The following is a 24,722-nucleotide window of genomic DNA, read 5'->3' as shown; positions in this document are numbered from 1 at the left end:
TAGTACAAAACAGATAAAGGGAAGGTTTAGCCTCCCCTTTATGTAAATGTTTTAAAATGTTATTTAACTTCGACAGTCGCGCCAGCTTCTTCGAATTTGGCTTTAAGCTCTTCAGCCTCTTCTTTGCTGACAGCCTCTTTGATGGTAGTAGGAGCGTTGTCAACAGCCTCTTTCGCCTCTTTGAGACCAAGGCCGGTAACTTCGCGGACAACTTTGATGACGTTGATTTTCTTAGCACCCGGGCTTGTCAGTACAACATCAAATTCAGTCTGCTCTTCGGCACCACCGCCGGCTTCACCACCTGCAGCACCAGCGACGACCATTGGTGTAGCAGAGACTCCGAAACGCTCTTCAAACTCTTTTACGAGTTCGTTGAGTTCGAGAACAGACAGACCTTCAATATATTCGAACAATTCTTCTTTAGTAATTGCCATGTTTATCTCCTATTAGGAATATTATCTTATTGGCTGCATTTTAGGCAGCCATTTTCAAGCTGCGGCTATTGTTACGCAGCCTCTTCTTCTTTTTTCTTCGCCAGATTGTCCAGTCCGCAAACCATATTGCGCAGCGGAGCCGTCCATACGGACAAAAGCATTCCAAGCAGCTCTTCGCGGCCAGCGAGTTTGCTGTACTCTACGATTTTCGCAGCATCGACAGCAACTTTGTCGATCACACCGCCTTTGATAACGAATTTGTCGTTTTCTTTGGCGTATTTGGCAACCGCTTTGGCAGTCGCAATCGGATCTTCTCCCCAGATTGCCATGTTGGTTTCACGCAACTCAACGCCTTCGATTCCCGCATTTTTGAACGCAAGTTCCGCAAGCGTGTTTTTAATGACGCGTGCACCGAGCCCTGCTTCAAATCCGATTTTTCGGAAGCCTTCCAACTCCTTTACCGTCATCCCTTTAAAATCGCAGATGACGATGCAGTTGGCTTCGCTGAATGCATCGGAAAGTTGTGCAACGAGCTGTTCTTTTTCGCTTCGGGTCATGTTTCCTCCTTTCCGACTGAGACTTCAAGAAGGGCGGCATGAAGCCGATTAAGCTTGTAGCCCCTAACTATCTTCAGTCTAAGATAAAAAGCTTTGGGTTTTCTTCAGGTTCGGAAGTGTTACCCAAATCCAAACGTGGTTCCCAGAACCTAATCGTTTATTTGATATCCATCAACTCGGTCGTGTCGAGCTTTATTGAAGGGCTCATCGTCAATGACAATGCAGCATTTTGAATATATCGCCCTTTGGCTGCCGCAGGCTTTTGCTTGTTGATAGCTGCTACGAATGTCTTGAGGTTTTCAGCCAGTTTTTCGGCATCGAAGCTCGCTTTACCGATACCGGCATGAATGTTACCTTTTTTGTCGACGCGGAAATTCACCTGGCCGCCTTTGGCGTTTTTGACCGCTTGTGCGACATCCATCGTGACCGTTCCGGTCTTCGGGTTCGGCATCAGGCCTTTCGGCCCGAGTATACGGCCGATCTTACCGACCTGGCCCATCATGTCAGGTGTGGCAATGACGATGTCGAAATCAATATTTCCGTTCTGAATCTGTTCTACAAGGTCTTCAGCTCCGACGACGTCAGCTCCCGCTGTCTTGGCTTCGTCGGCTTTGGCTCCTTTCGCGAAAACGGCGACGCGAACATTTTTTCCCGTTCCATGAGGAAGAACGACAGCGCCACGAACCATTTGGTCGGCATGTCGCGGATCGACATTTAGACGTAGAGCCAATTCGACTGTCTCATCGAATTTTGCCGACTTGAGGTCTTTTACAAGTTTTGTCGCTTCATCAATAGAATAAGTTTTGTTTGTATCGATTTTTTCGAGCAGTTTCTGCACTCGTTTTGAAACTTTTTTGGACATAATTATTTTCTCCGCAAATTTTTTTGCTACCGCATCTTTGAGATCTGGCGGTGAAGATCGTTTAGTCGATTACCTCGACGCCCATGCTACGGCAGCTGCCTTCGATAATACGTGCAGCCGCTTCGTCATCGTGTGCGTTAAGATCATCCATTTTCGTTTTCACGATGTTCATGATCTGCTCTTTGGTAATTTTACCCACTTTGTTTTTAAGGGGGTTGTCACTACCTTTTTGCAGTCCAATCTCTTTTTTGATCAGATCGGTGACAGGAGGCTTTTTCGTGATAAACGTAAAGCTTCTGTCGGAATAGACAGTGATAACGACGGGAATGTTGTATCCCATCATATCTTTGGTCTTTTCGTTGAACGCTTTACAGAACTCCATAATATTTACACCACGCTGACCCAGCGCAGGACCTACTGGAGGAGACGGATTCGCCTTCCCGGCAGGAATTTGCAACTTGAATTCATCAACAACTTTTTTTGCCATTGCGTTTCCCTTCTTTTGAGTTTAGATTATTTTTTCGACTTGTGAGTAGAGGATCTCCACCGGTGTACTTCGGCCGAAAATCGAAACGTTCAGTTTAAGTTTCCCGTGCTCGAGATCGTACTCTTCCACCATACCGGTAAAGTTCGCAAACGGTCCGTCGATAATGCGAACCATCTCGCCGGGTTCGAAAGATATTTTCGGCTTCGGCGCTGCTCGGTTTTCAACTTTGTCCAGTATATTCTGAACATCTTTTTCACTGAGTGGCGTCGGTTTTTTCGACTCGCCGATAAAACGCGAGACTCGCGGCAGCGACTGGATCTTGTGCCACAGGTCGGTATCGAGATCCATTTTTGCAAAGACGTATCCCGGATAGAGCGATCGTTCAGTGATTTTTTTCTTCCCGTTTTTCACCTCGATCACATCTTCGGTCGGAACGACGATCTCTTCGATGCGATCTTGGATGCCCAGCTGTTCGGCCATCGTTTCTATCGCTCTTTTGACACTTTGCTCACTTCCCGCATAGGTTTGTATTGCGTACCATTTAGCTGCCATCAAAAACCCCTTAAATGAGCGCGGAAAGCGATGCTGACATGATCACGTCGATCAGTGCCAGAAAGAGTGAAACAACCGTCACGACGAGAAAAACGGCAAAAAAAGCCTGTCTAACCTGCATTTTGGTTGGAAAAATTACTTTGGATAGTTCAATTTTTGCATGGTTGACATAGTTAATCAATTTTTCCATGATTTGTTTTCCTTAACGTGGCAGGGCAGGAGGGACTCGAACCCCCAACACTCGGTTTTGGAGACCGATGCTCTACCATTGGAGCTACTGCCCTATCGAAAAGCTAGAATCCCTTGCGGGATTAGCTTTTGAGTTTTACTTCTTTATGAAGTGTGTGCTTGTTGCAGCGCGGACAAAACTTTTTCGTCTCGAACTTTTCAGTATGAGTCTTCGAGTTTTTAGTCGTCGTGTAGTTGATTTCGCCACACTCGCTGCACTTGAGTCCTATATTGATTCTCATCTTGTTTGATCCTTAGGCGAAGGCAGCCTGTCGGCTGCCTTTAGTTTCGTGTGTTACTTGATGATCTTAGAAACAACACCCGCGCCGACAGTACGTCCACCTTCGCGGATTGCGAAACGTGTACCCTCTTCCATTGCGATCGGTGCGATAAGTTCAGCTGTGATTTTAACGTTGTCGCCAGGCATAACCATTTCGGTTCCCTCAGGAAGCGTAATAGCGCCTGTCACGTCAGTTGTACGTACATAGAACTGCGGGCGGTATCCGTTGAAGAACGGAGTATGGCGTCCGCCTTCCTCTTTTGTAAGAACATAGATTTCAGCTTCAAATTGTGTATGAGGCGTGATTGAGCCAGGCTTACAAAGAACCATACCGCGCTCGACATCTTCTTTTTTCGTACCGCGAAGAAGAACACCACAGTTGTCGCCCGCTTCACCGCAATCCATCTCTTTACGGAACATCTCGACGCCTGTAACAGTCGTAGTCTGCGTATCACGGATACCGACGATCTCGATTGTGTCACCGACACACACTTTACCGCGCTCGATACGACCTGTAACAACCGTACCACGTCCAGAAATTGAGAAGACGTCTTCGATCGGCATCAGGAAGTCTTTGTCAGTTTCGCGCTCAGGTGTCGGGATGTACTCGTCGACTGCGTCCATCAGCTCGAGGATCTTTTCGCTCCACTCGCCAAGTGTGCCGCTTTTCGCTTCTTCAAGCGCTTTGAGGGCAGAACCTGCGATAACCGGAGTATCGTCACCCGGGAAGTCATATTCGCTCAGAAGTTCACGAATCTCCATCTCGACCAGCTCGAGGAGTTCTTCATCGTCAACCATGTCCGCTTTGTTCATGAATACAACGATGTAAGGAACGCCTACCTGACGAGAGAGGAGGATGTGCTCGCGTGTTTGCGGCATCGGGCCATCCGCTGCAGAAACGACGAGAATCGCGCCATCCATCTGAGCAGCACCTGTAATCATGTTTTTGACGTAGTCGGCGTGACCCGGGCAGTCGACGTGTGCGTAGTGGCGCTTGTCAGTCTCATATTCAACGTGAGATGTAGCGATTGTAATACCGCGCTCGCGCTCTTCCGGTGCGTTGTCGATCTGATCGTAATCCATCAGCTCTGCATCACCTTTGGTAGCGAGAACTGCAGTGATCGCAGCTGTCAGTGTAGTTTTACCATGGTCGACGTGACCGATAGTACCGATGTTTACGTGCGGCTTGGTTCGTTCGAATTTTTCCTTAGCCATAGTGTCCTCCATAAAAGAATTAAAATAGGGTACCTCTGCAAACATTCCCGCAAAAAACTCTTATGAGCCTGTTTACAGAGGCACCCTGCCAATTTGTGGGCCGTATTATACCAAAAAATTTGTCATTTTGTGCTTGTGTGCTCCGTAGCCTCTTTGAACCCCGATATTATCGGCGTTTGGGCGTGGAGCCCAGAAGCGGGATTGAACCGCCGACCTCTTCCTTACCAAGGAAGTGCTCTGCCACTGAGCTATCTGGGCATTGGTTTTTACTAGGAGTGAATATCAGGGTGAATCTAATTGCAAGAATCAAAAAATATTTCAGCTCCCAGAATCGATGGAGCGGGAAACGGGACTCGAACCCGCGACCCTCAGCTTGGAAGGCTGATGCTCTAGCCAACTGAGCTACTCCCGCATCGCTTACGACAAAATGGTGGTGGGAGGAGGATTCGAACCTCCGAAGGCGAAAGCCAGCAGATTTACAGTCTGCCCTCGTTGGCCACTTGAGTATCCCACCAGTTGTCACTCTGGTACAAACACTGACAAATTAAAAAATGGAGCCGGTGATGGGACTCGAACCCGCGACCTGCTGATTACAAATCAGCTGCTCTAGCCAACTGAGCTACACCGGCGTTTGAAATTGGAGTGCAATTGTAATATCTTTTTCATTTCTTGTCAAGAACTTTTCGGATTTTTTTCAAAATTCGTCTTCGAAAGCTCTCTTTCTATCTTTTCTGTTATATGTTTTCTTGCGCTTTTCCTTGCGAATCTGGTTGGCATCGTGCAATATCTCCGCCTGTATTTCGTCACTATCCAAGTTACTCTCTTTCATCCGATGCGTCTTTTCGATGAAAGCTTCGAGTTTCTCGTAATAATCATTGTAGAGGGGCACCTTTTCCGCCTCCAGCAGCCTTTTTGTCACTTTGTCGATCCAGGCTTCATACCCCTCTTTCGAAAACGACTCCTGCTGCGCATAATTGACGACACGGTTCAGATAGCGCTCCAGTTCTCTTTTGTAGCGTGTCTGCAGATATTTCTCTCTTTTTTTCTCTTCCATACCGGTTACCTGCTTCGCCGTTTCGAAGGATCCATGTGCTTCACCACAGCGATCTCTTCGGCATACCAGAGCGCTTTGACGATGGCGTCAGACGCTTTTGCAAAACCATCCTGCTCGGCAATTTTTACGTAGTATCTCTCGCCAAATTGTTTCAACAACGTATCAGGATCCTGTTGCGGATCGAGCCGAATATCCGCCCCGCTTTCACGCCGTGCCAGAAAGAACAACTCGACAAAACTCTCATCGAAGCGATTGAGCACATTGGCGGTAAAAGCTTCGAAGTCGTCCGCTCCGCTCTTTTTGTATTCATCGACCAGAAGAGAGACCATCGTAGACATCTCGCCCACCGGAATCGTACGGAAAACCACTTCGGCCGGCCGTTTTCCTTTCGTGTATTCGCATCCGAGAAAAATTCGTGCAGACCTGTCGTTCTTCCCGAACTTGCTGTTTCGAAGCCCCACAATCCCGATATCGGCGTGCTTGTGCCGGCCACACCCCTTCAAACATCCCGAAAAGCCCACTTTGATATCATGCTCGGCAAGCTCTTCTCGCGGCAGATAGTGCGCCTCCTCTTTGATGCTCCAGTAGGAAAAGGGGCAATATTCGCTCCCCGCACACGCCACGACCGTCGGCGACGTGTCGCGTACCTCAAACGGAACCGATTTATCGGGAACGCCAAGGATATAGAGCTGCTGGTCGATACCGATGCGCACATCCGCCCTGTATTTTGCCGCATAGTCCGATACGGCTCTTATCTCCTGCGGCGTAACGAGCCCGTAATCGGTGCGGTAGCGGTAGCCGTATGTGCCGTCCGAAAGCGGTTCGAAATCGCTGAAATGGCGCTTGCGCAGCAGCGATTTCCCCGCCGGACACCACGTTTTGCCATAGAATTCACCGATGAAGGCCTTGACCTGTTCCATACCGTAGTGTTCGATCATGTGAAAAAGGCGGCTCTTCATACGCTTTTCCCGCAGGCCATAGCGATTGAACGCTTCGACGACCGCTCTGGCGAAGTCTGCCACCTCCTCCGCCGGCAGAAATATATCGGCCGGCTTCGACACTTCCGTGTTTTTTCCGCCCATATAGACGTTGAAGCCCTTTTCGCCTTCCCGTTCGGCCAACCCGAAGAAGAGATCGTTCGAAAAGAGAGGCCAACTGTTTTCGCGCATTCCGGTGATACCGATGGAGATGCGCCGCGGCAGCATTCCGACCAGTTCCGGATTTTTGAGGAAATAGCCGTGGAGCTGTTGAATGATGGGATAAGATTCGATTTCACAGCTTCTACCCCGGCCATCGAAGGGATCGGTGACGATGTTCCGGACATTGTCACCGAACGTCTGCCAGGTACTGAGCCCATCCATCGCATTGATGCGGTTGAAGAGTTCCAGCACATTCTCCGGCTCTATGCCGTGCAACTGCATGCCCGAACGTGCCGTCAGCAGCAACGTCAGATCGTGCTTCTCCACCAGTTCGGCAATCGCCTTGAAATTTTCGGCACCGACGCGCCCGCCGGGTACCCGTACGCGCAGCATGAACATCTCCTCTTCCAGTTCGGAGTTGAAGATGCCAAAATCCTGCAGATAGACACGGTCGCTTTCGGCCAGACTCTCGAAATCGAGCGTTTCGATCTCCGGAAAATAGTCGTAGGGACGCAGTGCACTTTTGTATTTCTCATATCGTTTTTCGGTCAGGTGTTCAGGTTGCATCATCATGATTCGTGCCTTCTTTGAAACTGGCACTATTTTACAAGGTTTTTCTTTTTATTTTCTTTGAAGAGGTGGGAGATTTAAAGAACCGATGTTCCGCAGTATACATCGGTTGAAGAAGTATCCCGGAAGAGAATCCGGGAAACGGTTTCAGCGGCTTTTGCGCTGAAAGTTGCCGCTGCGGTGTGGTCGCGAGGCATGTTGTTCTGCGTGATTCCTGCTGCCGAAACTTCGACGGCGGCCGTTTCCGCCGCGTTTCTTGACCGGTTCTGCCTTGATCGATGGGTCCGGATGGTAACCGTCGACGAGCACTTTTTCGATTTCGCTCGATGTCAGTTTTTCGATGCGGTGCAATAGATGTCTCTCGTCGATACAGACGAGCGAGAAGGCTTCGCCGGCGTTGCCTGCACGGCCTGTTCGGCCGATACGATGCACATAATCCTCCGCCACTTCCGGCAGGTCGAAGTTGACCACCTGGCCAAGTTTGTCGATATCGATACCGCGCGCGGCGACATCGGTGGCGACGAGGACGCGGACACGGCCGTCTTTGAAGGCTTTGAGCGCCTTCATACGCGCCGCTTGCGTCTTGTTGCCATGAATCGACGTCGAGGGGAGGCCATCCTGCGCCAAACGTTTGGAGAGTTTGTCGGCACCATGCTTGGTACGGGTGAAAACCAGTACCTGCTGCCAGTTGTTCGATCCGATCAGATGGCTCAGCAGATCGGCTTTTTTCGCTTTGTCGACCGGGTGGACCGTCTGCTTGATACGGTCGGCTGTGGTGTTGTCGGCGGCGACTTTGATCATCTCAGGCTCTTTGAGAATCGATTTGCTCAGGCGTTTGATCTCATCGGAGAAGGTCGCCGAAAAGAGCAGATTCTGTCTGAAGTGCGGCAGATCGGCAATGATCTTTTTGATATCGTTGATGAAGCCCATATCGAGCATTCTGTCCGCTTCGTCGAGGACGAGCACTTCGACCTTGCTCAGATCGACGTGGCCCTGGTTGACGTGGTCGAGCAGTCGTCCCGGCGTTGCGACGAGGATGTCGACGCCGTTGCGAAGCGCGCGTGTCTGGGGCTGAATACTCACACCGCCGTAGATCTCGACACTCTTGAGCTTGAGGTACTTGCCGTAGGTTCGCACACTCTGGTGTACCTGCGCCGCCAGTTCGCGAGTCGGTGTCAGGACGAGGGCACGGACGTAGCGTTTTCCCTCGCCCTTTTTGCTGCTCAGTTTCTGGAGCATCGGAAGTGTAAAGGCCGCCGTCTTACCGGTACCGGTCTGTGCAGCCGCGAGAAGGTCTTTGCCGTCCAGAATCGTCGGAATCGCCTGCGCCTGGATCGGTGTCGGTTGGGTATAGCCCTCTTCTTTGATGGCACGCTGGATTTGGGGGTTCAGATTTAAAGTCTCGAATGACATATGGTTGTTCTTTCTGTTTTACCCGCACAGTTATCGGTTCGCAATAGTTTGTCCGGTCCCGGGCGTAACAATGGTTTTGATTTTTGGGTGAGTAGTCTAAAAGAGGAAAATGTGTAGTTCGTAATAGTTTACTCGCTCCGAAGAGCATTTAAAGACAGACCGAAGTGTCTTTTGGTTGGCCGGAGTATAGCTGAAGTTTCTCTTTTTGTAAAGGGAGGTTCCGATTTTCGCCACTTTTTTGATAAACTGACTTTTAAAAAAGTGGTATTCATGATAAAAAAAGAGAATCTTCCCAAAGTCAGTTTCGACGGTATGAACAAAGTCCATTACGAAGAGGTCGAGATCATCAACGAGCTGCTCGAAGCGATCGAAGCGGATACCGAAGTTCAAAGTGTTACCGAAATCTTCGAAAAGCTCCTCGAACATATGCTGGAACACTTCAGCTACGAAGAGTCGATGCTGAAAAACCGTGGCTTCGGAATGTATGACATCCATCGCAACGACCACAACCGCATCATGGGTGAAACCCGCATGGCCTATATGAACTGGCGCAACTTCAAAGATCGCGACGCATTGAAATCGTTCATCGAGGAGGATTTCATCGCGTGGCTGAACCTTCACATCCAGGCGATGGACAGCGTCGCCGCCGATTTTCTGTTGCGGCAGTGAACGGATGGAGGTTCACGAAGCTTTCCCTCTCCGAACCATCCCACGCCGCCGGTTCGCGTACCCGCGCTCATGGCACCACCAGCAAAAGCGCGCTTACCGGCGGGAGTGATACCTCTCCGGAAACCGGTTCGTAGGAGAGTGAGCCGTCCCAACCGCCTACCTCATCGACCTCGCCCCCGCCTGCCGGCACCACCCTCATAAAAGAAGAAGAAAGCATCATTGAAAGAGTTTTCGTTTCGGAAGGGTTCACGATGACCAATCCTTTTTCGAAAGAGCGCAGATAGAGACCATTTTCAGAGCGTGTATAGTTACCCAGGGGCGCACCCAGGTCGAGAGTGTATTCGGGATAATAGAGGAGAGAATTGGTTCGGGTGTGCTCCTCGTCCGACATCGAAAACACGACCTTCTCTCCACTCACGAGAAGATAACTCCCCACACTGAAGAGGCGTTTTCGGACATCGTCCGTCAAACCGGGCTGCTCTTTGACGACCAGTACGATGAATCTGTCCGGATGACGCATGACGAGTTCGAGAACCTCCGACCACTCCTCCTCCCCGCGATACTTGCCGATGCCCGGTTCGAACGCGAACGTCTCCCACATACCGCCATCGGTATTGGCCAGGCTATCTTCCGCACCGTGTCGATTGTGCAGTCCATTGAAGACTACGAATCTGTCCGGCAATTTCGATTTGACGTACGCCAATCCATCCACACGATCCTGGTACCAATTATCCAGGTCATAGTCGTCCGGCATCACACCATCTACCGCGGAAGGGTTGAGCCAATGGCTCGCGGAATCGACGAAGAGCCCGTCGTAGCCATACGCGTAGACCTGCTCCGCGGCAGTGACGGCATAGTAATTGATCCAGTGATCCATCGCATCGGGGGCCGATTCGTCCACGAAATCCCCGGGATTCATCAACCAAGAACCCCATACCGTTTGAATCCGCGCCCCCTCGTGATGCAAAAACATGTTTTCGTGAGAATCGATATGCTCCCAGTCGAACTGGTCGAACCCCTCCCACGTCCCCTGAATGGAGCGGTAAAGAATGAGTTGAGGGCCCCGAATCGCATCGCGCATATCCTCCTCCAGAAGCGGCGTCATCACATAGTAGAAACATGCATTGAGAAATTCGATTTGTGGTTCGCTCAAATCGTGTGTGACTCGCGCCCCGATTCGGAAATTCTCGGATGTCTCGGGGATGGATGGTTCCGTCGTGATATGCCCGCACCCGGCCAACAGCAGCAGCAAAATAAGAAATTTTTTCATTCCAACCCTTTTCCGTCGAATGATCGGGCAGTACGACCGGAAACAATATCGAACGTTTGCCTTTTATTTTTTGCATAACAGATAACGATTTATTTTATAACATACTGGATTATGACAATTTTAACCGTACCTCTTCTCAAACTTTCTTTACAAATCTACAAACGTACTCGATCAGGATACTCTCTCTTCGACGAGGATTGAAAGAGTTGGTTCGATTGTACCGATTCGATACATCTGCATCCGTAGACAAGGATTAATTCGCTAAAATTACCAAAACCTTTCGAGGAGTTTCAGTGACGATCCTTTTTGCGCCCAGCGAAGGAAAAAAGAGCGGCGGGTCGCTTCCGCCCATCGATAAAAGTGCCTTCTGTTTTCCCGAACTTTACCCTCGCCGGATCGAAGTGGTCGAACGGTACGACTCATTTGTCAAAACCGCCCCGATCGAAGCCCTACAAAAACTCTTCGGCATCAAAGATGAAAGCGCGATCGAACACTACCGTACCGACATCTTCGAACGGCCGACGATGAGAGCCGTGGAGCGCTACAATGGTGTCGCCTACGACTACCTGGATTATACGAACCTCCCCGACAAAGCAAAAAATTACATCGATGAACACCTGATCATCTTTTCCAATCTTTTCGGCCCCGTCTGCGCCAAAGACCGCATCCCCGAGTACAAACTGAAACAGGGTGAGCCTATCGGCGACTTCGCACCAGAGAGGTTTTACAAAGAGCATTTCGGCAAGCTTCTCGACGACTATCTCGAAACACACAGCCCCGTCGTCGACCTTCGCGCAAGATTTTACGAAAAGTTTTACAAGATTCCGATGCCCTATATCACGATGAAATTTCTAAAAAATGGCAAAACGGTCAGCCACTGGGCCAAAGCCTACCGGGGCATTGTCTTGAAAAATATGGCACGATACGGCATTATGGATGAGAAGAGCCTGCTGGCGATGGATATAGAAAATCTTTCCGTCGTCGAAATCAGAGAGATAAAAAACAGAAAAGAGATCATATACGAGATAACGGCATGAATATTCAGGAAAACAGCGAACACTCCATCGACTTCTGTATGCTCGACTATCCATGCAGTTACCTGCCGGAGAAGAATACGAGGATGTTTTACCGCTATATGCGCCATGCCGACAAAAAACTGGTGAGCGAACTTATCCGCAGAGGATGGCGGCGGTTCGGATGCTACTTCTTCCATCCGATCTGTGCCGGCTGCAACGGCTGTAAAAGCCTTCGTGTCAATGCTGAAGCGTTCACGCTTACAAAATCGCAAAAGCGTGTCATCAAAAAAAATCGTGACACTCTCATTTATATACAAAAACCGAGTATGACCCAAGAGCATCTCGACCTCTACAACCGCTACCATAAATTCAAAAGCGAAACGAGTGCGTGGAAATACACCCCTATCAACCCGCAGCTCTACTACGAAAATTTCGTCGATGGAGCCCACGATTTCGGCAAAGAGATTCTCTACTTCATCGACGGCAAACTGGTCGGCGTGGACCTCGTCGACATTTGTGAAGACGGTATCAGCGCCATCTACTTCTACTACGATCCCGACTATGCGAAATATTCTCTCGGCACCTACTCGCTTCTGATGCAGATTCAGTTCGCCAAACAGATGGGCCTCGAATGGATCTATCTTGGCTACTGGGTCGAAGGATGCCGATCATTTGCCTACAAAACGAACTTCAAACCGATAGAGGTCCTGGAGGGATTCCCGCCGCTTACCCAAGAACCGAAGTGGCAACCGCTCAAAAACGAAAACCTCCACGACTAAGTCACTAAGCCAGAACTCGGACCACAATAAAAACCTATTTGAAAGCGGATTACCTCAAACGAACAAACTACTTAATGATTTTTATTCGTTTTACTGATTGATTGGTTAGAATGCACTTGAATTTTATACATAGGAGGAGAAAATTCATGAATAAAACTTTTATAATCGCGGCTATTTTCGCCGTCTCGACAACTCTCATGGCAGAAGAAACGGTGCACTATGCCGACACGACATACGGGCCGTCCGATACAGTGGTCCATTACGATATGGAGAGGCCCCAGGATAACACGAAAGACCAAACCAACGTTCCCAACGACAACATTCACCCGCAAACAGGGAAATAGTCACTTCCACCTGGAGGCTTCGGCCTCCACAAAATCTCATCACACTATACTTCCGTACGATATCGCAGCCATTCTCCAGATTTCGACACGTTTTTCACGCAAAAGCGTAGCTGGGAAGTGGAGAGATCTTTTTATTGTGGCTCTCCTCTTTTCAAGCCGCCCGGAAAAATAGGCCGGGCATTTGCCTCAGCCAAGCAGCGCTTTGACGCGTTCTATGACGCTGGGGATCGTGAAACCGAAGTGTTCGAAGAGGTCGCCAGCCTTGCCACTGGCGCCAAAGCTGTTCATGCCCAGCACGTCGTCGGCAAAGCGGTACCACTCGTTGCCGCTCGCCGCTTCGATCGCGAGGACCTTCGTGTTCGGGTCGATCACGGTATCGATATACGCCTTATCCTGTTCGCAGAAGAGTTCGTAACACGGCACCGAAACGACGTTGGCCATAATACCCTTCTCTTCGAGATGGCAGCCGCTTTGAAGGGCGAGCATCACTTCCGACCCGCTGGCGACCAGCGTGACGACGGCATTGTCCCGTTTTTTGATCAGGTAGCCGCCTTTGTCGGCGCTGCCGAAGGCGATTTTATCTTCGCCTTTGAGGACTTTGAGTTTCTGGCGACTGCAGACGAACGCCGAGGGCGCTTTGAGATTCAGCGCCACTTTCCAGCAGGCGACGTTTTCGCTCGCATCTGCCGGACGGAAGGTGTAGAAATCCGGAAGCGCACGGAACTGGCTCAGGTGCTCGATGGGCTGGTGGGTCGGGCCGTCTTCACCGACGCCGATACTGTCGTGCGTCCAGACGAAGAAGTGCTGCAGACCGCTCAGCGCCGCGATGCGCGCCGCCGGCTTGAGGTAGTCGCTGAAGACGAAAAAGGTGGCACTGAAGGGCAACAGCGGGCCGTAAGCCGCCATTCCGTTCGTAATCGCCGCCATCGCGTGTTCGCGGATACCGAAATGGAGGTTTTTTCCGTTGGGGAAGTCGCCCATCCCCTTGAGCTCCGTCTTGTTCGAGGGCGCGAGGTCGGCACTGCCACCCAGGAAGCCCGGAACCGCTTTGGCGATGGCGTTGAGGATCTTGCCGTTGCTATCGCGTGTCGCCACTTCGCTGCCCGGCTCGAACTGGGGCCACTCGATCGCGTCGAAATCGGGATTAAGCAGGCGCTCGAGCGCTTCGTTCTGTTCGATGTAAGGAGCCTGCAAGAGCCGATGCTTCCACTCTTTTTCGGCCAGTTCGCCCTCTTCGACGGCGCAGCGGAAACGGATGAGGACATCGTCGGGAATATAGAACTTTTTGTCGGGATCGAATCCGGCCGCCTTTTTCGCGCGGGCGATCAGGTCCTCGCCCAGCGGCGAGCCGTGGCTGTTGTGGTCGCCCGCCATTTCACAGGCACCTTTGGCGATGACTGTATGGGCGATAATCAGCACCGGCTTGTCCGCCTTTTTGGCCATCTCGATCGTCTCGTCGATCTGCTCGTAATTATGGCCATCGGTCTCGTAGACTTTCCATCCCTGTGCTTCAAAGCGCATACGCACATCTTCGCTCCACGCCAACGACGTATCCCCTTCGATCGTGATACGGTTGGAATCGTAGATCATGATCAGGTTGTCGAGCTGCTGGTGGCCCGCAATCGCACACGCTTCGTAGCTGATCCCCTCTTCGAGGTCTCCGTCGCCGCAAAGGCAATAGACATAGTGGTCGATGATCTTCGCCGTCTCCGAGTTGACCAGATGCGCGCAGTATTTGCTCGCCATCGCGAAACCGACGGCGTTGGCGACTCCCTGCCCGAGCGGCCCGGTCGTGATCTCGATGCCCGGAGTATGGCCATACTCCGGGTGGCCCGGCGTTTTACTTCCGAGTTGCCGGAACCGTTTGAGATCCTCCATCGAAAGATCGTATCCCCACAGATGCAGCAGCGAATAGATGAGCCCCGTCGCATGGCCGCCGCTGAAGACGAGTCGGTCGCGGTTGAGCCATTTGGGGTTTTTGGGATTGTGCCTGAGGTGCTTCGAGAGTACGACGGCGATGTCTGCCAGGCCCATCGGTGCGCCCGGATGGCCGCTGTTGGCCTCCTGAATCATGTCGGCTGCCAGAAACCGGATCGTGTCGGCCATCTTTTTCATCATTTGATTGTCCATAAAAAAGTTCCTTTTTTATTGAGTGGGAAGTAAGGAGTGAGGAGTGGGAAGGATGCAATAAACTTCTCACTCCTCACTTCTCACTCCTCACTGAATTTTATGTCGGTTGAGATAGTTGTCCAGGATCGGTTCGAGTTTCGCGCGGAGCGGGGCATCGAACTGAACCATCTGCTTTTCGATTTTTGCGACCAACGCATCGGCACGCTCCCGCGATCCCTGCAGGCCGAAATGGTTGATGTAACTATTCTTGGCATCGTCGTTGCCGGTCGTTTTGCCGGCATCTTCGCTGCTTTGCGTCGCATCGATGATATCGTCCTGAATCTGGAAAAGAAGCCCGAGGTCAAGGCCAAAATCGAAGAGCGTCTGTTGTGCTTTTTCCTCCAACCCGGCAACGATCGCACCCATCTTCAGACTCGCGGCGATCAGCCGGCCCGTTTTGTATTCATGCAGAAAATCGACCTGTTCCGGGGTCAGTTTCTCGCCCTCGAAATGACAGTCGATCGCCTGACCGAGCACCATGCCACCGATCCCTCCGCTGTAGGCGAGCTCTTTGACCAGCGCAACCTTCACGTCGTTGTGAAGTGGAGCGTCGGCGATCAGGTAGAACGCATGGGTATTGAGAGCGTCTCCCACCAGCACCGCCGTTACCTCGTCGTAGCGTTTGTGAAGCGTCGGCTCGCCGCGTCGCAGGTCGGCATCGTCCATGACCGGCAGGTCGTCATGAATCAGCGAATAGGTATGCAACATCTCCAGCGCCATCGCCACAGGATAGGCGCTTTCGCGCAGCAGCGGCGTATAGGCGTCGACGACGGCAAGCAGCAGCTGCGGACGAAACCGTTTGCCGCCGGCAAGCAGCATCGCCTTCAATGCCCTGTCGAATGTCGGATGGAAGCTTGGCGCTTCGGGAAGATGTGTGGTCAGATAGGCTTCGAAATCTTGCATGACCGCCCTCTAAAAATTTTGCGAATTATAGCGCAGGAAGCGCCAAAAAAAACTGAAAGTTTTCACGCTCCCAGAGCATGTTTTCTGGCACACTTTTTTTCACACCATAATGGCTCAAAAGCACTCTGACTTCCGCCTGGTTCTTCACCTTTTTCCCCTCGATCATCACCAGCCTGTCTCCACGCCTGATCCCCTTTTTGTATGCGATACCATCGTGCGCTATTTCTCTAACGGCCAGTCTGTCGTCAAACCAGATACCGTAATGTTCGAGGAACGTATCGGAGAGCTTGCCGCCGCCGACACGATCGAAACATGCGGCATGCAGGCCGAACGACTTTCCGTTGCGTCCGACGAGAAGAAAAAGGGTCTCTCCCGCTTGGCACCGATCGATTCGTTCTCTGAGCTGCCGAAGCGTCGGATGGTTCAACTTCTCTATCGCCATAAGCCGATCGCCGGGCATCAACGGAAGTTTTGAAAAAGGATCCACGGCCGTCACCGTCACCTTCTCTTTTTCAGCGGTAAATCGCACGCCGATATCGCCATGACGGGTATCGCCTTTTATCAGTTTCCGGATCGCAGCGGTGTCGAACCATATCCCGCCACTCGCCACAAGACCGGCCAGCCTGCAACATCCGCCAAAGAGCGCTCCTTCGTTTTCGTACTCCTTCTTCAACTTTCCAGGATAGATCGACACGGGATACGATACTATTTCGACCGGTTCGGGCCTGTTTGCAGGGCAGTAAAAGAGCGGGGGTTTCGCTGCGGTGAGGTAGAAGGGTTTCGCTGCGGTATCTTCAAACAGACACAACCCTTTGAACGGATCGTTTGCGATCACCTTTTTGTTCGGAGGACATACAAGCGATAGAAATCTGTTTTTCGCGACAGCGTAGGCCGGATGGCCGCCGATCACTTTGAAACTTCCGGGAAAAAAACGAAAACAACTTTCAGATGCAACGAGAAAGGGTCCAAAGAGCAGTAGAAGCGGAAGAAGGTGCCTAAGACGCATCAGCTTTGGCTGCCGCCCCCTCCCGCAAATGGATTGAATCCGCCACCAAGCATATTCATGGCGGCACTCTTTTTGTTGTCTTCAACCATTTTGATCACGTCGTTGAGAGCCGATATGAGCAATATCTGGAGTGCCTCTTTGTCTTCGAGGAGCGAATCGTCGATTTCAATGTCGATGATCTCGCCTTTTCCATTGGCGGTCACTTTGACGAGGCCGCCGCCGCTTTTGGCCGTCAGCTCGATCGACTCGCTCTTCTCTTCGAGCTCCTTCGCCTTTTTCTGGACCTCTTCCAGCATCTTGCCCAACTCGCCCATATTCAGCCCTTCGAACATACTACAGCTCCTCGTGAACAGAGGCGATGGTGTTGCTCTCTTCGTTCATCAATACGACAGTCGGCTTGTAGTTTTCAAGCTCTTTTTCGTCGTAGGAAGCATAGGCGACGATGATGATCTTGTCGCCCGGGTGTGCTTTGCGGGCCGCCGCGCCGTTGAGGCAGATGTCACCTTTGCCGCGCTCGCCACGGATGATGTAGGTGCTGAAGCGTTCCCCATTGTTGATGTTGAGAATCTCCACCTTCTGACCCACCCGCATCTTCGCAGCATCCAGCAAATCCTCGTCGATCGTAATGGAGCCGACGTAGTTCAGATTGGCGTCGGTCACGGTCGCACGATGGATTTTGGAGTAGAGCATTTCGATCTGCATTGTCAGTGCGCTCCGGTCATTTTCATCATCTGCTCGGGGCTGATCGGATCATCCCACGCTTCGGGTTCGATCACGAAATCTTCTACGATTTTGCCGCCGATGATATGCTCGTCGATGATACGGTCGATCTTCTCTTTCGTCAGCCCCGCATACATGACGTGACCCGGCTCGACCAGCATGACCGGGCCGTACTGGCATCGGTTGAGGCACCCTGTCCGTACTGGCTGAACCGTTCCGATAATCCCTTTTTCCATCAGACGCTGCGCAAGATGCTGAAAAAGATCGCGTGTTTCGTTCGTAACACAACTTGGGCGAGGCATGCCCGGAGGTGACGACTGCTCACATTTGAAGATATAAAATGCCGGTTGAGGAATTCCCATGGAACCATCCTTCTTTTCAGATAAATTTTGTCCAAATTATAGTGTTTGTCTCTTAACATTAAATTACACTATAATTTTAGCAGAATTTGCAAAAAAAGATAACCATGTGGCCTGAACGTATGACTGATATCATTCTCACTGTCGGTGCTGAAGTTTTGATCGTTCTGGCGTTTTTGCATATGCTTTCGACACGGCGTGCCCCAAGCAGTATGATTGCCTGGACACTTGCCATCTTTCTTGTTCCATATTTTGCAGTTCCCTTCTATTTCCTTTTCGGTCAGCACAAACTTTTCAAACGCTACCAGAAGCTGCGGTTCACCCTCATGCCGATCGGGGAAATCGGCTCTGCCTGTCGTCACCCTTCCGAGAAGCTCCTCTGTGCCAATGCGATCCCTCCGGCCTCTTCGGAAAACAGTTTCGTGCTGATCGACTCCCCCCTTCTCGCTTATCGCGAAATGGAAGAGGCGATTGTGAACGCCGAATCCTCCATCGACCTATGTATCTACAAACTGGAACTCGACGAAGTAACGGAGACTCTCTCGAAGCTACTGGAAAAACGTGCACAAGAAGGTGTAAAAGTTCGTCTGCTTCTCGACTCCATCGGATCGGCCAATCTCTACCTGTTTCAAAAACAACTCTCGAGCATCAGGGCGGCTGGTGTGCAGATCGCCTTTTTCATGCCTTTTTTAAGTTTTCCCGTACGTAACTTCATCAACCTGCGAAATCATAGAAAAATTTTCATTTTCGACAATCATCTCGTCATGACCGGCGGTATGAACCTCTCGAAAGAGTATCTCTCTCCTGTTTCCAACGAAACCCGTTACGACGACATTCTATGCAAAATCGAAGGAACCGCCACGCACTTCTTCTCACAGATTTTCGAAATGGACTGGTCTTTCGCGACACACTCGGAACCCCGCCTTTTTCCCCCGTCGGCCCGAACGACGAAAGGTACGGTCTCCCTGCAGGTGGCGCCCTCCGGCCCGGACACACCCTCCGACGGCGTAATCGAAGCGTTGCTGGGTGCCATATGCAACGCCAAAGAGCGTATCTGGATCTTCACCCCCTACTTCGTGCCCAATGAGCAATTCGTCCGTGCGCTTGCCATTGCCGTTCATCGTGGAGTGGATGTAAAGATCGTCGTTCCCGAACATTCCGACCATCTCATTTCCGATCTCGGACGCGGCAGTTATCTAAGAGAACTCCATGCCAAAGGAGCCGATGTCCGCCTCTTTCGAGGAGGCATACTTCATGCAAAAGCGATCGTTTTCGATCACGACTGTGCCCTTGTCGGCTCGATCAACTTCGACAACCGAAGCCTCTTCTACAATTTCGAAGCCTCCACCTTTATCTATTCACCCGCGGAATGTGAGAGCATCGCCACGTGGGGAATGGCGAAACTCGATGCGACGGTCCCATTCGACCCTACCTACAAACCGTTTCAGATCCGTATCGAAAATATGATGCGGATGCTTGCGCCACTGGTATGAAAGGCGTCATATGGCCCTACTGCATATTGTAAGCTGGAATGTCCAGAAGCGTACCCTCTCCGCCTCTTTTTACCATACGTTCGAGGCCCTCGTAAAAAGCTGTCCCGCCGATCTTTTGCTGTTTCAGGAAGCGCGGATGCCACACGATCGCCTCCCTACGCCACTGCGTGGCTATTTCCATGCCATGGGAAGCAACTTTGCCCGTTTCCGGCACCGTTTCGGGGTACTTACACTCTCGCATATGGAACCGATCGAAACCTATTCTTACCACTCGAAGGTACGGGAGCTTGGGTTCGCCACCCGCAAAAGCGCACTTCTGACCCGCTACCGCCTTGCAGGAGACGAGACACTGAGCCTGCTCAACATCCACGCAATCAATTTCGTTCCCTACCGCCTCTTCGCACGCGAGCTCGATGCGATCTCCCACCTGCTCGACGACGTCGTCGAAACTCGCCTCGTCGTCGCCGGCGACTTCAACACCTGGAGCCCGAAACGGCGTGCGTACCTTGAAGAGGTGATGGCCCGTCACAGCCTACACCATGTCCACCCCCGCCATGCACGCGCCGTAAAATCGGTACTGGGAGAACCCCTCGATCACATCTTTTACCGCGGCATCGTTCTGATGGATGCCTTCGTTCTCGAAACACCCGTTTCCGACCACAATCCAATTTGTGCCAAATTTCGGGTCTGATTCGAGTCTCCACCCAAAGGGTGTGATATGTGATTTCATCCGCACGACCCGGTAGGCGTTCGAATCTCCCAGTCACTGCCTATATACGCGAGGCCAGAATCTCCCGAATCGTCTGCCGGTCATCGAAAGGGATCCTCTTTCCGGCGATCTCCTGGTAGGTTTCGTCGCCTTTGCCCAGCACCAGGAGTACTTCGCCCGGTTGGAGCTCTTCGATCGCACGCTCGATCGCCTCGCGGCGGTCGACGATCTTTTCGACCTTCTCCTTCTCTGTAATCCCTTCGACGATCTCTTCGATGATCTTTACGGGGTCCTCGCTTCTGGGGTTGTCGCTGGTAAGGTAGACCTTCTTCGCGATCGAAGCCGCCGCACGGCCCATTGCCGGCCGTTTGCTGCGGTCCCTGTCGCCGCCGGCGCCAAAGACGACGCGTACCTCTTTCTCCTTGAGCGAGTCGAGTACCTGCTTGATGCCGTCCTCCGTATGGGCAAAATCGACGATGATGAGCGGATCTTCGCTCACCGTCTCCATGCGTCCCGCGACGCCGCCGAAATTCTCCGCCGCTTCGCAGATCTCACCGATCTCCTCGGCTGTCAGGATATGTGCCGCCGCAATCGCCGCCGTGATATTGTAGAGGTTGAAAAATCCCTGCAGCGTCGTCTCGAATGGCACAACTGTCTCGAAGTGTTTCAAAACACCGCTGACCCCTCCGCCAAGTGTGTAGGCCATCACTTTATAAGTCGCTGGATTTTCGATACCGTAGCTATAGGCATTCTGCATATTGAATTTCAAAATCTCTTCGTCCCGGTTGATCAATTTCTTTCCGCTGTCCTGAAAAAAACTGCTCTTCACAGCCCGGTACGCTTCGATAGAACCGTGATAGTCGAGATGGTCACTCGTGACATTGGTATGAATTTTCAATGCAAAATCGATTCCCTCGATACGCTCCTGCTCGATCGCGTGCGAGCTTACTTCCATCACAAAAAATTCGCATCCGTGACTTTTGGCTTCAGCCATATGGGCGATCGTTGCAAGGGAAGGCGGGGTGGTGAGTGATTTCTCTTCGATCTTTTCATCGTTGATAAAGAATCCGCGCGTTCCCTGCAGCGCCGTTTTGTAGCCCAGATCAAGAAGGATCGAGTAGATAGCTGCAGCTGTCGTCGTTTTGCCGTTCGTGCCGGTTATACCGACGACATCCAAATCTGCGAGTTGAAGATTTTCGATAAGCCCTTTGGGTGTAATGATCTGCGAGCCTTTCGCTTTCGCCTCTGTCGCAAAAGAACGGTTCAGCCTCGTAGAAAGAAAGGCTGTATCTTTGTCCGCTTCACGACTGTCGTCGGCCACACGGCCGATGCCGCTTCCAAAATCGACCGTCACAATCAGCCTTTGATCTTTTCAATAAGATCCTGAATGCGTGTTTCACCCGGATAAGCGACTGCCGCTCCTTCGATATAGCGCATCGCCATCTCGTTGAAACCGTTCTCTACCAATTGCTGCAGAAAGTCGAGCAGCTCCTCTTTTTCGGTAATGACGACACGTGTCGAAAACATGATGTCTTCAAAGGCGCGCCTGAAGCTTCCGCGAAGTTCCACCAACTCTTTGAAATCGGCATAACTGATTCCGTTGATCGTCTCATCACGGGCAAAAAGCGATCCGTCCAGCAGATCAGAGATTTTCTCGAGTGCATCGTCGAGTGAACCTATCATCTCTTCGATAATCTGTTCGGCATCTTCGTTCTCCTCCCCTTTGAGTACCTGATAGTACTCAAAAAGCGCCTGCGCCTCCTCGTCGTTTTCATAGGCGATATCACTCAATATTGCCCCTATCCGTGCTTCCTGAAGCTCGGGAAAATCTTTGAGAAGAAGACCGTACATCCGAAGCGCTTCGTCATAATCTCCGCGATAAAAATGGTTTTCTGCACGTTCTAGCATTTTTTCTGTTTTTTTACTTTTCACTAATTTGTTCTCCTTTCTTTGAGAACCGTTTCCAAAGAGATTTCTCTCACGAAAGAGACGCTTTCAGGGAGTGAAATCACAATTTATTTTAAAGATTTTACAATTTTGGAAAACGATAATTACACTTCATTGGCCAATTTGTCCCACTGGTTTTCCATTCCGATCGGAACGTTGATGACTTCGATTTCTGGATGGATATCTATCCGCATCTGACGTTCGACACCGTATTTGAGCGTATTTCCACTGCTCGCACACCCGACACAGGCACCCTGCAGTTGCACGAAGACTTTTCCGTCTTTTACACCAAGCAGTTTGATGTCCCCACCATCAAGTGCCAAAGAAGGTCGGACTTTTTCAATTACATTTTCCACTGCCGGGTAAAGTTCTTCATCGCTAAAAGGTATCATGATCAACGTCCTAAATCGTATTTGATTTTGAAACTATCATAACAAAAAAGTTGTCGTTTGGCAACAGGGTTTTAGAATGGTTGAGAGAGTTTAGAAGAAATTAATTTCAGGGCCGAAGCCCTGAAAGCCGAACTTATACGAGTTCGATGATCGCCATATCGGCGGAGTCTCCGCGGCGCTGGCGGGTTTTGATGATACGGGTGTATCCTCCATTGCGCTCAGCATACTTCGGAGCGATCTCGTCAACCATCTTTTTGGTTGCCTCTTTGTCCTGAAGTTTTGCAAAGATTGCACGGTGTGCATTGAAATCGCCTGCTTTTGCGCGTGTGACCAACTTTTCGAAAACGCTTCTAAGCGTCTTCGCCTTGGCGAGCGTGGTCTCGATGCGTCCATGCTCGATCAAAGCGATCGAAAGGTTTTTCAGCAAAGCAGCGCGATGAGAAGATGTTCGGCTCAGTTTGCGATATCCATGTCGATGTCTCATCGTAGTTCCTTGTTAATTATTTTTTCGTTGCGTCGATTTTCTTTTTCAGCTGTTTCGCTGTCTCTTCGTCGAGTTCGCTGCCAACCGGGAAACCGGCCTCTTCGAGTTTCGCCTTGATCTCTTCAAGCGATTTCTTGCCGAGGTTTTTGATCTCTTTGAGTTCGTTTTCACTCATCAAGGCCAGTTCTCCGACGTATTTAAGTCCCGCACGCTCCAGGGAGTTGAAGCTTCGTGCACTCAGTCCCAGCGTTTCGAGACCCTGCATCAATGTTTTGACGACAGGATTTTCGGCAGTCGGTGCCGTCGTCTCCTCCGCCACATTGATGTCCAGGATATTGTTAAATACGGACATCTGTCGATACATCACTTCGATCGTGTTTTTAAACGCCGTGACCGGGTCGATCTGACCGTCGGTCTCGATGTCGAAGACGATCTTTTCGTAGTTCGGATTGTCCTCGACCAGCATGTTCTCGATCGTATAGTTCGCGGCACGTACCGGCGTAAAGAATGCATCGAGTGTGATGTATCCTTCCGGCAGTTCGTCTCGCAGATCTTCACTCGGCACATATCCGATACCCTGGTGAATCAGCAGAGAGAAATTGAGCTCCGCATCTTCGTTCAACGTCGCAAGAAATCCGTCAGGCGTAACGACTTCGACCAGTTCATTGTTCAGGTCTGCTCCGGTGATTTCGATCGGGCCGCTGAAACTGTAGTTCACTTCGACCTTCTTCTCGTCACCTTTGATTTTGAAACGGAGGTTTTTGAGGTTGATGATAAATACTGCAACATCCTCAAGCATTCCGCGTACAGAATCAAACTCGTGCGATGCCCCCTCGATTTTCACACCGATCGGAGCGTATCCGATGGTACTGCCAAGAAGCAGGCGGCGGATCGGGTGCGCGAGAGAAACGGCGTAACCCGTTTCGAACGGGTAGGCCGTAATGCGCATGCGATTTTCGCCGGTCTGCTCGATTTCGACCTCGCTCGGCATAAAGGGTGATGTTTTGATTCTTTTCATGGGCAACTCGCTTTTAACTATTATTTGCTGTAAAGCTCGACAATCAATCGCTCTTCTACAGGAATGACAACCTCTTCACGCTCCGGAATACGTGTAAAGATACCGAATGCTTTCTCATGGTCGACATCGACCCACGGAGCGATACCGGTCTGTCGTGTCAGCTCCATTGCGCGCTGAATCTGCGGGTTGTTTTTGCTTTTTTCGCGAACTTCGATCTTCTGTCCCGGTTTGACACGGAACGAAGGGATATTCACGCGCTTGCCGTCGACGAGAATGTGTCCGTGTGTGACAAGCTGACGTGCAAACGCACGCGTCGTTGCGAAGCCCATGCGGTAGACAACATTGTCGAGGCGTCGCTCGAGAAGTGCAATCAGGTTTTCCCCCGTGTTGCCTTCCATGCGGTTCGCGTCTTTAAAGAGTCGGCGGAACTGCTTTTCAGCCACGCCGTACATGTATTTCGCTTTCTGCTTTTCGCGAAGCTGCAAACCATACTGGCTGATCTTCGTTCTTCGCTGTCCGTGCTGTCCTGGTGCGTACGGGCGCTTGTCGAGCGCGCTCTTGCCTGCTAGTCTTCTTTCGCCCTTGAGTCCGAGACTCACACCAAGGCGACGTTCGATTTTTTCTACTGGTCCTCTGTATCGTGCCATCTCGTC

The 24,722-nt window shown here is 51.1% G+C and carries 30 protein-coding genes and 5 tRNA genes; 6 read left to right on the top strand and 29 right to left on the bottom strand.

Annotated features, from left to right (window positions below):
• Positions 1-59: 59 nt before the first annotated feature.
• The 16 genes from rplL to QUD54_RS07980 form a co-directional block, all read right to left on the bottom strand.
• A complete protein-coding gene (gene rplL, locus QUD54_RS08055; protein ID WP_286336217.1) occupies positions 60-434 on the bottom strand; it encodes a 50S ribosomal protein L7/L12 in 375 nt (124 codons plus the stop codon).
• A 71-nt stretch (positions 435-505) separates the two neighbouring features.
• Positions 506-991, bottom strand: coding sequence for a 50S ribosomal protein L10 (rplJ, locus tag QUD54_RS08050; RefSeq protein ID WP_286336216.1), 486 nt, complete (start codon positions 989-991; stop codon positions 506-508).
• Positions 992-1,148: 157 nt separating this feature from the next.
• Entirely contained in the window at positions 1,149-1,853 is a 705-nt protein-coding gene (gene rplA / locus QUD54_RS08045) for a 50S ribosomal protein L1 (protein WP_286336215.1), read from the bottom strand.
• Between the two features lie 61 nt (positions 1,854-1,914).
• Positions 1,915-2,340 (bottom strand): 50S ribosomal protein L11, encoded by a 426-nt coding sequence (gene rplK, locus QUD54_RS08040; RefSeq protein ID WP_286336214.1) that lies wholly within the window; start codon positions 2,338-2,340, stop codon positions 1,915-1,917.
• Positions 2,341-2,361: 21 nt separating this feature from the next.
• Positions 2,362-2,892 carry a transcription termination/antitermination protein NusG gene (gene nusG / locus QUD54_RS08035; protein ID WP_286336213.1) on the bottom strand — a complete coding sequence of 177 codons (531 nt, stop codon included), beginning with the start codon at positions 2,890-2,892 and terminating at the stop codon, positions 2,362-2,364.
• A 10-nt stretch (positions 2,893-2,902) separates the two neighbouring features.
• On the bottom strand, positions 2,903-3,082 hold the full coding sequence (gene secE, locus QUD54_RS08030) for a preprotein translocase subunit SecE (RefSeq protein WP_286336212.1): 180 nt from the start codon (positions 3,080-3,082) through the stop codon (positions 2,903-2,905).
• Positions 3,083-3,100: 18 nt separating this feature from the next.
• Positions 3,101-3,176: transfer RNA gene (locus tag QUD54_RS08025), tRNA-Trp, on the bottom strand.
• Positions 3,177-3,203: 27 nt separating this feature from the next.
• Entirely contained in the window at positions 3,204-3,362 is a 159-nt protein-coding gene (gene rpmG / locus QUD54_RS08020) for a 50S ribosomal protein L33 (RefSeq protein ID WP_286336211.1), read from the bottom strand.
• A 53-nt stretch (positions 3,363-3,415) separates the two neighbouring features.
• Positions 3,416-4,615, bottom strand: a complete 1,200-nt coding sequence (tuf, locus tag QUD54_RS08015) for an elongation factor Tu (protein WP_286336210.1) — start codon at positions 4,613-4,615, stop codon at positions 3,416-3,418.
• 183 nt (positions 4,616-4,798) lie between these two features.
• A tRNA-Thr gene (locus tag QUD54_RS08010) sits at positions 4,799-4,873 on the bottom strand.
• A 77-nt stretch (positions 4,874-4,950) separates the two neighbouring features.
• A tRNA-Gly gene (locus QUD54_RS08005) sits at positions 4,951-5,027 on the bottom strand.
• A 16-nt stretch (positions 5,028-5,043) separates the two neighbouring features.
• A tRNA-Tyr gene (locus QUD54_RS08000) sits at positions 5,044-5,129 on the bottom strand.
• Positions 5,130-5,167: 38 nt separating this feature from the next.
• A tRNA-Thr gene (locus QUD54_RS07995) sits at positions 5,168-5,244 on the bottom strand.
• 65 nt (positions 5,245-5,309) lie between these two features.
• Positions 5,310-5,669, bottom strand: a complete 360-nt coding sequence (locus QUD54_RS07990; RefSeq protein WP_286336209.1) for a hypothetical protein — start codon at positions 5,667-5,669, stop codon at positions 5,310-5,312.
• 5 nt (positions 5,670-5,674) lie between these two features.
• Complete coding sequence (locus QUD54_RS07985; RefSeq protein ID WP_286336208.1) at positions 5,675-7,381, bottom strand: nitrite/sulfite reductase; 1,707 nt, start codon at positions 7,379-7,381, stop codon at positions 5,675-5,677.
• A 144-nt stretch (positions 7,382-7,525) separates the two neighbouring features.
• Positions 7,526-8,791, bottom strand: coding sequence for a DEAD/DEAH box helicase (locus QUD54_RS07980; protein WP_286336207.1), 1,266 nt, complete (start codon positions 8,789-8,791; stop codon positions 7,526-7,528).
• A gap of 270 nt (positions 8,792-9,061) precedes the next feature.
• Between QUD54_RS07980 and QUD54_RS07975 the strand changes: the two genes are divergently transcribed.
• On the top strand, positions 9,062-9,460 hold the full coding sequence (locus QUD54_RS07975) for a bacteriohemerythrin (RefSeq protein ID WP_286336206.1): 399 nt from the start codon (positions 9,062-9,064) through the stop codon (positions 9,458-9,460).
• 67 nt (positions 9,461-9,527) lie between these two features.
• Here the strand turns inward: QUD54_RS07975 and QUD54_RS07970 are convergent, their stop codons facing one another.
• Positions 9,528-10,730: a putative glycoside hydrolase gene (locus QUD54_RS07970; RefSeq protein ID WP_286336205.1), complete on the bottom strand. Its 1,203-nt coding sequence runs from the start codon at positions 10,728-10,730 to the stop codon at positions 9,528-9,530.
• 293 nt (positions 10,731-11,023) lie between these two features.
• On the opposite strand from QUD54_RS07970, the gene QUD54_RS07965 reads away from it, so the two are divergent.
• From QUD54_RS07965 to QUD54_RS07955, 3 genes are all read left to right on the top strand, one after another.
• Entirely contained in the window at positions 11,024-11,767 is a 744-nt protein-coding gene (locus QUD54_RS07965) for a YaaA family protein (protein ID WP_286336204.1), read from the top strand.
• Positions 11,764-12,525: an arginyltransferase gene (locus QUD54_RS07960; protein WP_286336203.1), complete on the top strand. Its 762-nt coding sequence runs from the start codon at positions 11,764-11,766 to the stop codon at positions 12,523-12,525. Before QUD54_RS07965 ends, QUD54_RS07960 begins: the two co-directional genes overlap by 4 nt.
• Positions 12,526-12,671: 146 nt before the next feature.
• Entirely contained in the window at positions 12,672-12,869 is a 198-nt protein-coding gene (locus QUD54_RS07955; protein WP_286336202.1) for a hypothetical protein, read from the top strand.
• A 186-nt stretch (positions 12,870-13,055) separates the two neighbouring features.
• Here QUD54_RS07955 and tkt read toward each other — a convergent pair whose 3' ends face one another.
• From tkt to QUD54_RS07925, 6 genes are all read right to left on the bottom strand, one after another.
• Positions 13,056-14,999 carry a transketolase gene (tkt, locus tag QUD54_RS07950; RefSeq protein ID WP_286336201.1) on the bottom strand — a complete coding sequence of 648 codons (1,944 nt, stop codon included), beginning with the start codon at positions 14,997-14,999 and terminating at the stop codon, positions 13,056-13,058.
• An 87-nt stretch (positions 15,000-15,086) separates the two neighbouring features.
• Positions 15,087-15,941: a polyprenyl synthetase family protein gene (locus QUD54_RS07945; protein ID WP_286336200.1), complete on the bottom strand. Its 855-nt coding sequence runs from the start codon at positions 15,939-15,941 to the stop codon at positions 15,087-15,089.
• Between the two features lie 25 nt (positions 15,942-15,966).
• Positions 15,967-16,947 carry a PDZ domain-containing protein gene (locus QUD54_RS07940; RefSeq protein WP_286336199.1) on the bottom strand — a complete coding sequence of 327 codons (981 nt, stop codon included), beginning with the start codon at positions 16,945-16,947 and terminating at the stop codon, positions 15,967-15,969.
• A complete protein-coding gene (locus QUD54_RS07935; RefSeq protein WP_286336198.1) occupies positions 16,947-17,279 on the bottom strand; it encodes a YbaB/EbfC family nucleoid-associated protein in 333 nt (110 codons plus the stop codon). Before QUD54_RS07935 ends, QUD54_RS07940 begins: the two co-directional genes overlap by 1 nt.
• Position 17,280: 1 nt before the next feature.
• Positions 17,281-17,649 carry an aspartate 1-decarboxylase gene (gene panD, locus QUD54_RS07930; protein ID WP_286336197.1) on the bottom strand — a complete coding sequence of 123 codons (369 nt, stop codon included), beginning with the start codon at positions 17,647-17,649 and terminating at the stop codon, positions 17,281-17,283.
• Between the two features lie 2 nt (positions 17,650-17,651).
• On the bottom strand, positions 17,652-18,029 hold the full coding sequence (locus QUD54_RS07925; RefSeq protein WP_286336196.1) for a (2Fe-2S) ferredoxin domain-containing protein: 378 nt from the start codon (positions 18,027-18,029) through the stop codon (positions 17,652-17,654).
• Between the two features lie 119 nt (positions 18,030-18,148).
• Between QUD54_RS07925 and QUD54_RS07920 the strand changes: the two genes are divergently transcribed.
• Together QUD54_RS07920 and QUD54_RS07915 are read left to right on the top strand one after the other, a co-directional pair.
• Entirely contained in the window at positions 18,149-19,519 is a 1,371-nt protein-coding gene (locus QUD54_RS07920; RefSeq protein WP_286336195.1) for a phospholipase D-like domain-containing protein, read from the top strand.
• Between the two features lie 10 nt (positions 19,520-19,529).
• On the top strand, positions 19,530-20,210 hold the full coding sequence (locus QUD54_RS07915; protein WP_286336194.1) for an endonuclease/exonuclease/phosphatase family protein: 681 nt from the start codon (positions 19,530-19,532) through the stop codon (positions 20,208-20,210).
• 79 nt (positions 20,211-20,289) lie between these two features.
• On the opposite strand, the gene QUD54_RS07910 is transcribed toward QUD54_RS07915, so the two are convergent.
• The 6 genes from QUD54_RS07910 to rpsD all read right to left on the bottom strand — a co-directional run bounded on the left by QUD54_RS07910 (position 20,290) and on the right by rpsD (position 24,716).
• Complete coding sequence (locus QUD54_RS07910; RefSeq protein ID WP_286336193.1) at positions 20,290-21,582, bottom strand: UDP-N-acetylmuramoyl-L-alanyl-D-glutamate--2,6-diaminopimelate ligase; 1,293 nt, start codon at positions 21,580-21,582, stop codon at positions 20,290-20,292.
• Between the two features lie 2 nt (positions 21,583-21,584).
• Positions 21,585-22,136: a hypothetical protein gene (locus QUD54_RS07905; protein WP_286336192.1), complete on the bottom strand. Its 552-nt coding sequence runs from the start codon at positions 22,134-22,136 to the stop codon at positions 21,585-21,587.
• A gap of 143 nt (positions 22,137-22,279) precedes the next feature.
• Positions 22,280-22,567 carry a NifU family protein gene (locus QUD54_RS07900; RefSeq protein WP_286336191.1) on the bottom strand — a complete coding sequence of 96 codons (288 nt, stop codon included), beginning with the start codon at positions 22,565-22,567 and terminating at the stop codon, positions 22,280-22,282.
• A gap of 133 nt (positions 22,568-22,700) precedes the next feature.
• Positions 22,701-23,051, bottom strand: coding sequence for a 50S ribosomal protein L17 (gene rplQ / locus QUD54_RS07895; RefSeq protein ID WP_286336190.1), 351 nt, complete (start codon positions 23,049-23,051; stop codon positions 22,701-22,703).
• A gap of 16 nt (positions 23,052-23,067) precedes the next feature.
• Entirely contained in the window at positions 23,068-24,069 is a 1,002-nt protein-coding gene (locus QUD54_RS07890) for a DNA-directed RNA polymerase subunit alpha (protein WP_286336189.1), read from the bottom strand.
• A gap of 20 nt (positions 24,070-24,089) precedes the next feature.
• Positions 24,090-24,716, bottom strand: a complete 627-nt coding sequence (gene rpsD / locus QUD54_RS07885; RefSeq protein ID WP_286336188.1) for a 30S ribosomal protein S4 — start codon at positions 24,714-24,716, stop codon at positions 24,090-24,092.
• Positions 24,717-24,722 lie beyond the last annotated feature (6 nt).

Origin of the sequence: Hydrogenimonas cancrithermarum, from assembly GCF_030296055.1 — a bacterium.
GTDB classification, from domain to species: domain Bacteria; phylum Campylobacterota; class Campylobacteria; order Campylobacterales; family Hydrogenimonadaceae; genus Hydrogenimonas; species Hydrogenimonas cancrithermarum.
The sequence above is the reverse complement of the archived record's forward strand: the minus strand, read 5'-3'. Positions and strand labels throughout refer to the sequence as shown.

Excerpts from the sequence above, each read along its gene's own strand:
- rpmG (WP_286336211.1), bottom strand. The coding sequence starts at position 3,362 with ATGAGAATCAATATAGGACTCAAGTGCAGCGAGTGTGGCGAAATCAAC.
- rpsD (WP_286336188.1), bottom strand. The coding sequence starts at position 24,716 with ATGGCACGATACAGAGGACCAGTAGAAAAAATCGAACGTCGCCTTGGT.
- panD (WP_286336197.1), bottom strand. The coding sequence starts at position 17,649 with ATGCAGATCGAAATGCTCTACTCCAAAATCCATCGTGCGACCGTGACC.
- QUD54_RS07905 (WP_286336192.1), bottom strand. The coding sequence starts at position 22,136 with ATGCTAGAACGTGCAGAAAACCATTTTTATCGCGGAGATTATGACGAA.
- QUD54_RS07940 (WP_286336199.1), bottom strand. The coding sequence starts at position 16,947 with ATGCGTCTTAGGCACCTTCTTCCGCTTCTACTGCTCTTTGGACCCTTT.
- QUD54_RS07960 (WP_286336203.1), top strand. The coding sequence starts at position 11,764 with ATGAATATTCAGGAAAACAGCGAACACTCCATCGACTTCTGTATGCTC.
- QUD54_RS07990 (WP_286336209.1), bottom strand. The coding sequence starts at position 5,669 with ATGGAAGAGAAAAAAAGAGAGAAATATCTGCAGACACGCTACAAAAGA.
- QUD54_RS07975 (WP_286336206.1), top strand. The coding sequence starts at position 9,062 with ATGATAAAAAAAGAGAATCTTCCCAAAGTCAGTTTCGACGGTATGAAC.
- rplQ (WP_286336190.1), bottom strand. The coding sequence starts at position 23,051 with ATGAGACATCGACATGGATATCGCAAACTGAGCCGAACATCTTCTCAT.
- rplJ (WP_286336216.1), bottom strand. The coding sequence starts at position 991 with ATGACCCGAAGCGAAAAAGAACAGCTCGTTGCACAACTTTCCGATGCA.
- tuf (WP_286336210.1), bottom strand. The coding sequence starts at position 4,615 with ATGGCTAAGGAAAAATTCGAACGAACCAAGCCGCACGTAAACATCGGT.
- tkt (WP_286336201.1), bottom strand. The coding sequence starts at position 14,999 with ATGGACAATCAAATGATGAAAAAGATGGCCGACACGATCCGGTTTCTG.
- QUD54_RS07945 (WP_286336200.1), bottom strand. The coding sequence starts at position 15,941 with ATGCAAGATTTCGAAGCCTATCTGACCACACATCTTCCCGAAGCGCCA.
- QUD54_RS07915 (WP_286336194.1), top strand. The coding sequence starts at position 19,530 with ATGGCCCTACTGCATATTGTAAGCTGGAATGTCCAGAAGCGTACCCTC.
- QUD54_RS07900 (WP_286336191.1), bottom strand. The coding sequence starts at position 22,567 with ATGATACCTTTTAGCGATGAAGAACTTTACCCGGCAGTGGAAAATGTA.
- rplL (WP_286336217.1), bottom strand. The coding sequence starts at position 434 with ATGGCAATTACTAAAGAAGAATTGTTCGAATATATTGAAGGTCTGTCT.
- QUD54_RS07970 (WP_286336205.1), bottom strand. The coding sequence starts at position 10,730 with ATGAAAAAATTTCTTATTTTGCTGCTGCTGTTGGCCGGGTGCGGGCAT.
- rplA (WP_286336215.1), bottom strand. The coding sequence starts at position 1,853 with ATGTCCAAAAAAGTTTCAAAACGAGTGCAGAAACTGCTCGAAAAAATC.
- QUD54_RS07980 (WP_286336207.1), bottom strand. The coding sequence starts at position 8,791 with ATGTCATTCGAGACTTTAAATCTGAACCCCCAAATCCAGCGTGCCATC.
- QUD54_RS07985 (WP_286336208.1), bottom strand. The coding sequence starts at position 7,381 with ATGATGATGCAACCTGAACACCTGACCGAAAAACGATATGAGAAATAC.
- QUD54_RS07935 (WP_286336198.1), bottom strand. The coding sequence starts at position 17,279 with ATGTTCGAAGGGCTGAATATGGGCGAGTTGGGCAAGATGCTGGAAGAG.
- QUD54_RS07890 (WP_286336189.1), bottom strand. The coding sequence starts at position 24,069 with ATGAAAAGAATCAAAACATCACCCTTTATGCCGAGCGAGGTCGAAATC.
- QUD54_RS07955 (WP_286336202.1), top strand. The coding sequence starts at position 12,672 with ATGAATAAAACTTTTATAATCGCGGCTATTTTCGCCGTCTCGACAACT.
- rplK (WP_286336214.1), bottom strand. The coding sequence starts at position 2,340 with ATGGCAAAAAAAGTTGTTGATGAATTCAAGTTGCAAATTCCTGCCGGG.
- nusG (WP_286336213.1), bottom strand. The coding sequence starts at position 2,892 with ATGGCAGCTAAATGGTACGCAATACAAACCTATGCGGGAAGTGAGCAA.
- secE (WP_286336212.1), bottom strand. The coding sequence starts at position 3,082 with ATGGAAAAATTGATTAACTATGTCAACCATGCAAAAATTGAACTATCC.
- QUD54_RS07925 (WP_286336196.1), bottom strand. The coding sequence starts at position 18,029 with ATGGGAATTCCTCAACCGGCATTTTATATCTTCAAATGTGAGCAGTCG.
- QUD54_RS07920 (WP_286336195.1), top strand. The coding sequence starts at position 18,149 with ATGACTGATATCATTCTCACTGTCGGTGCTGAAGTTTTGATCGTTCTG.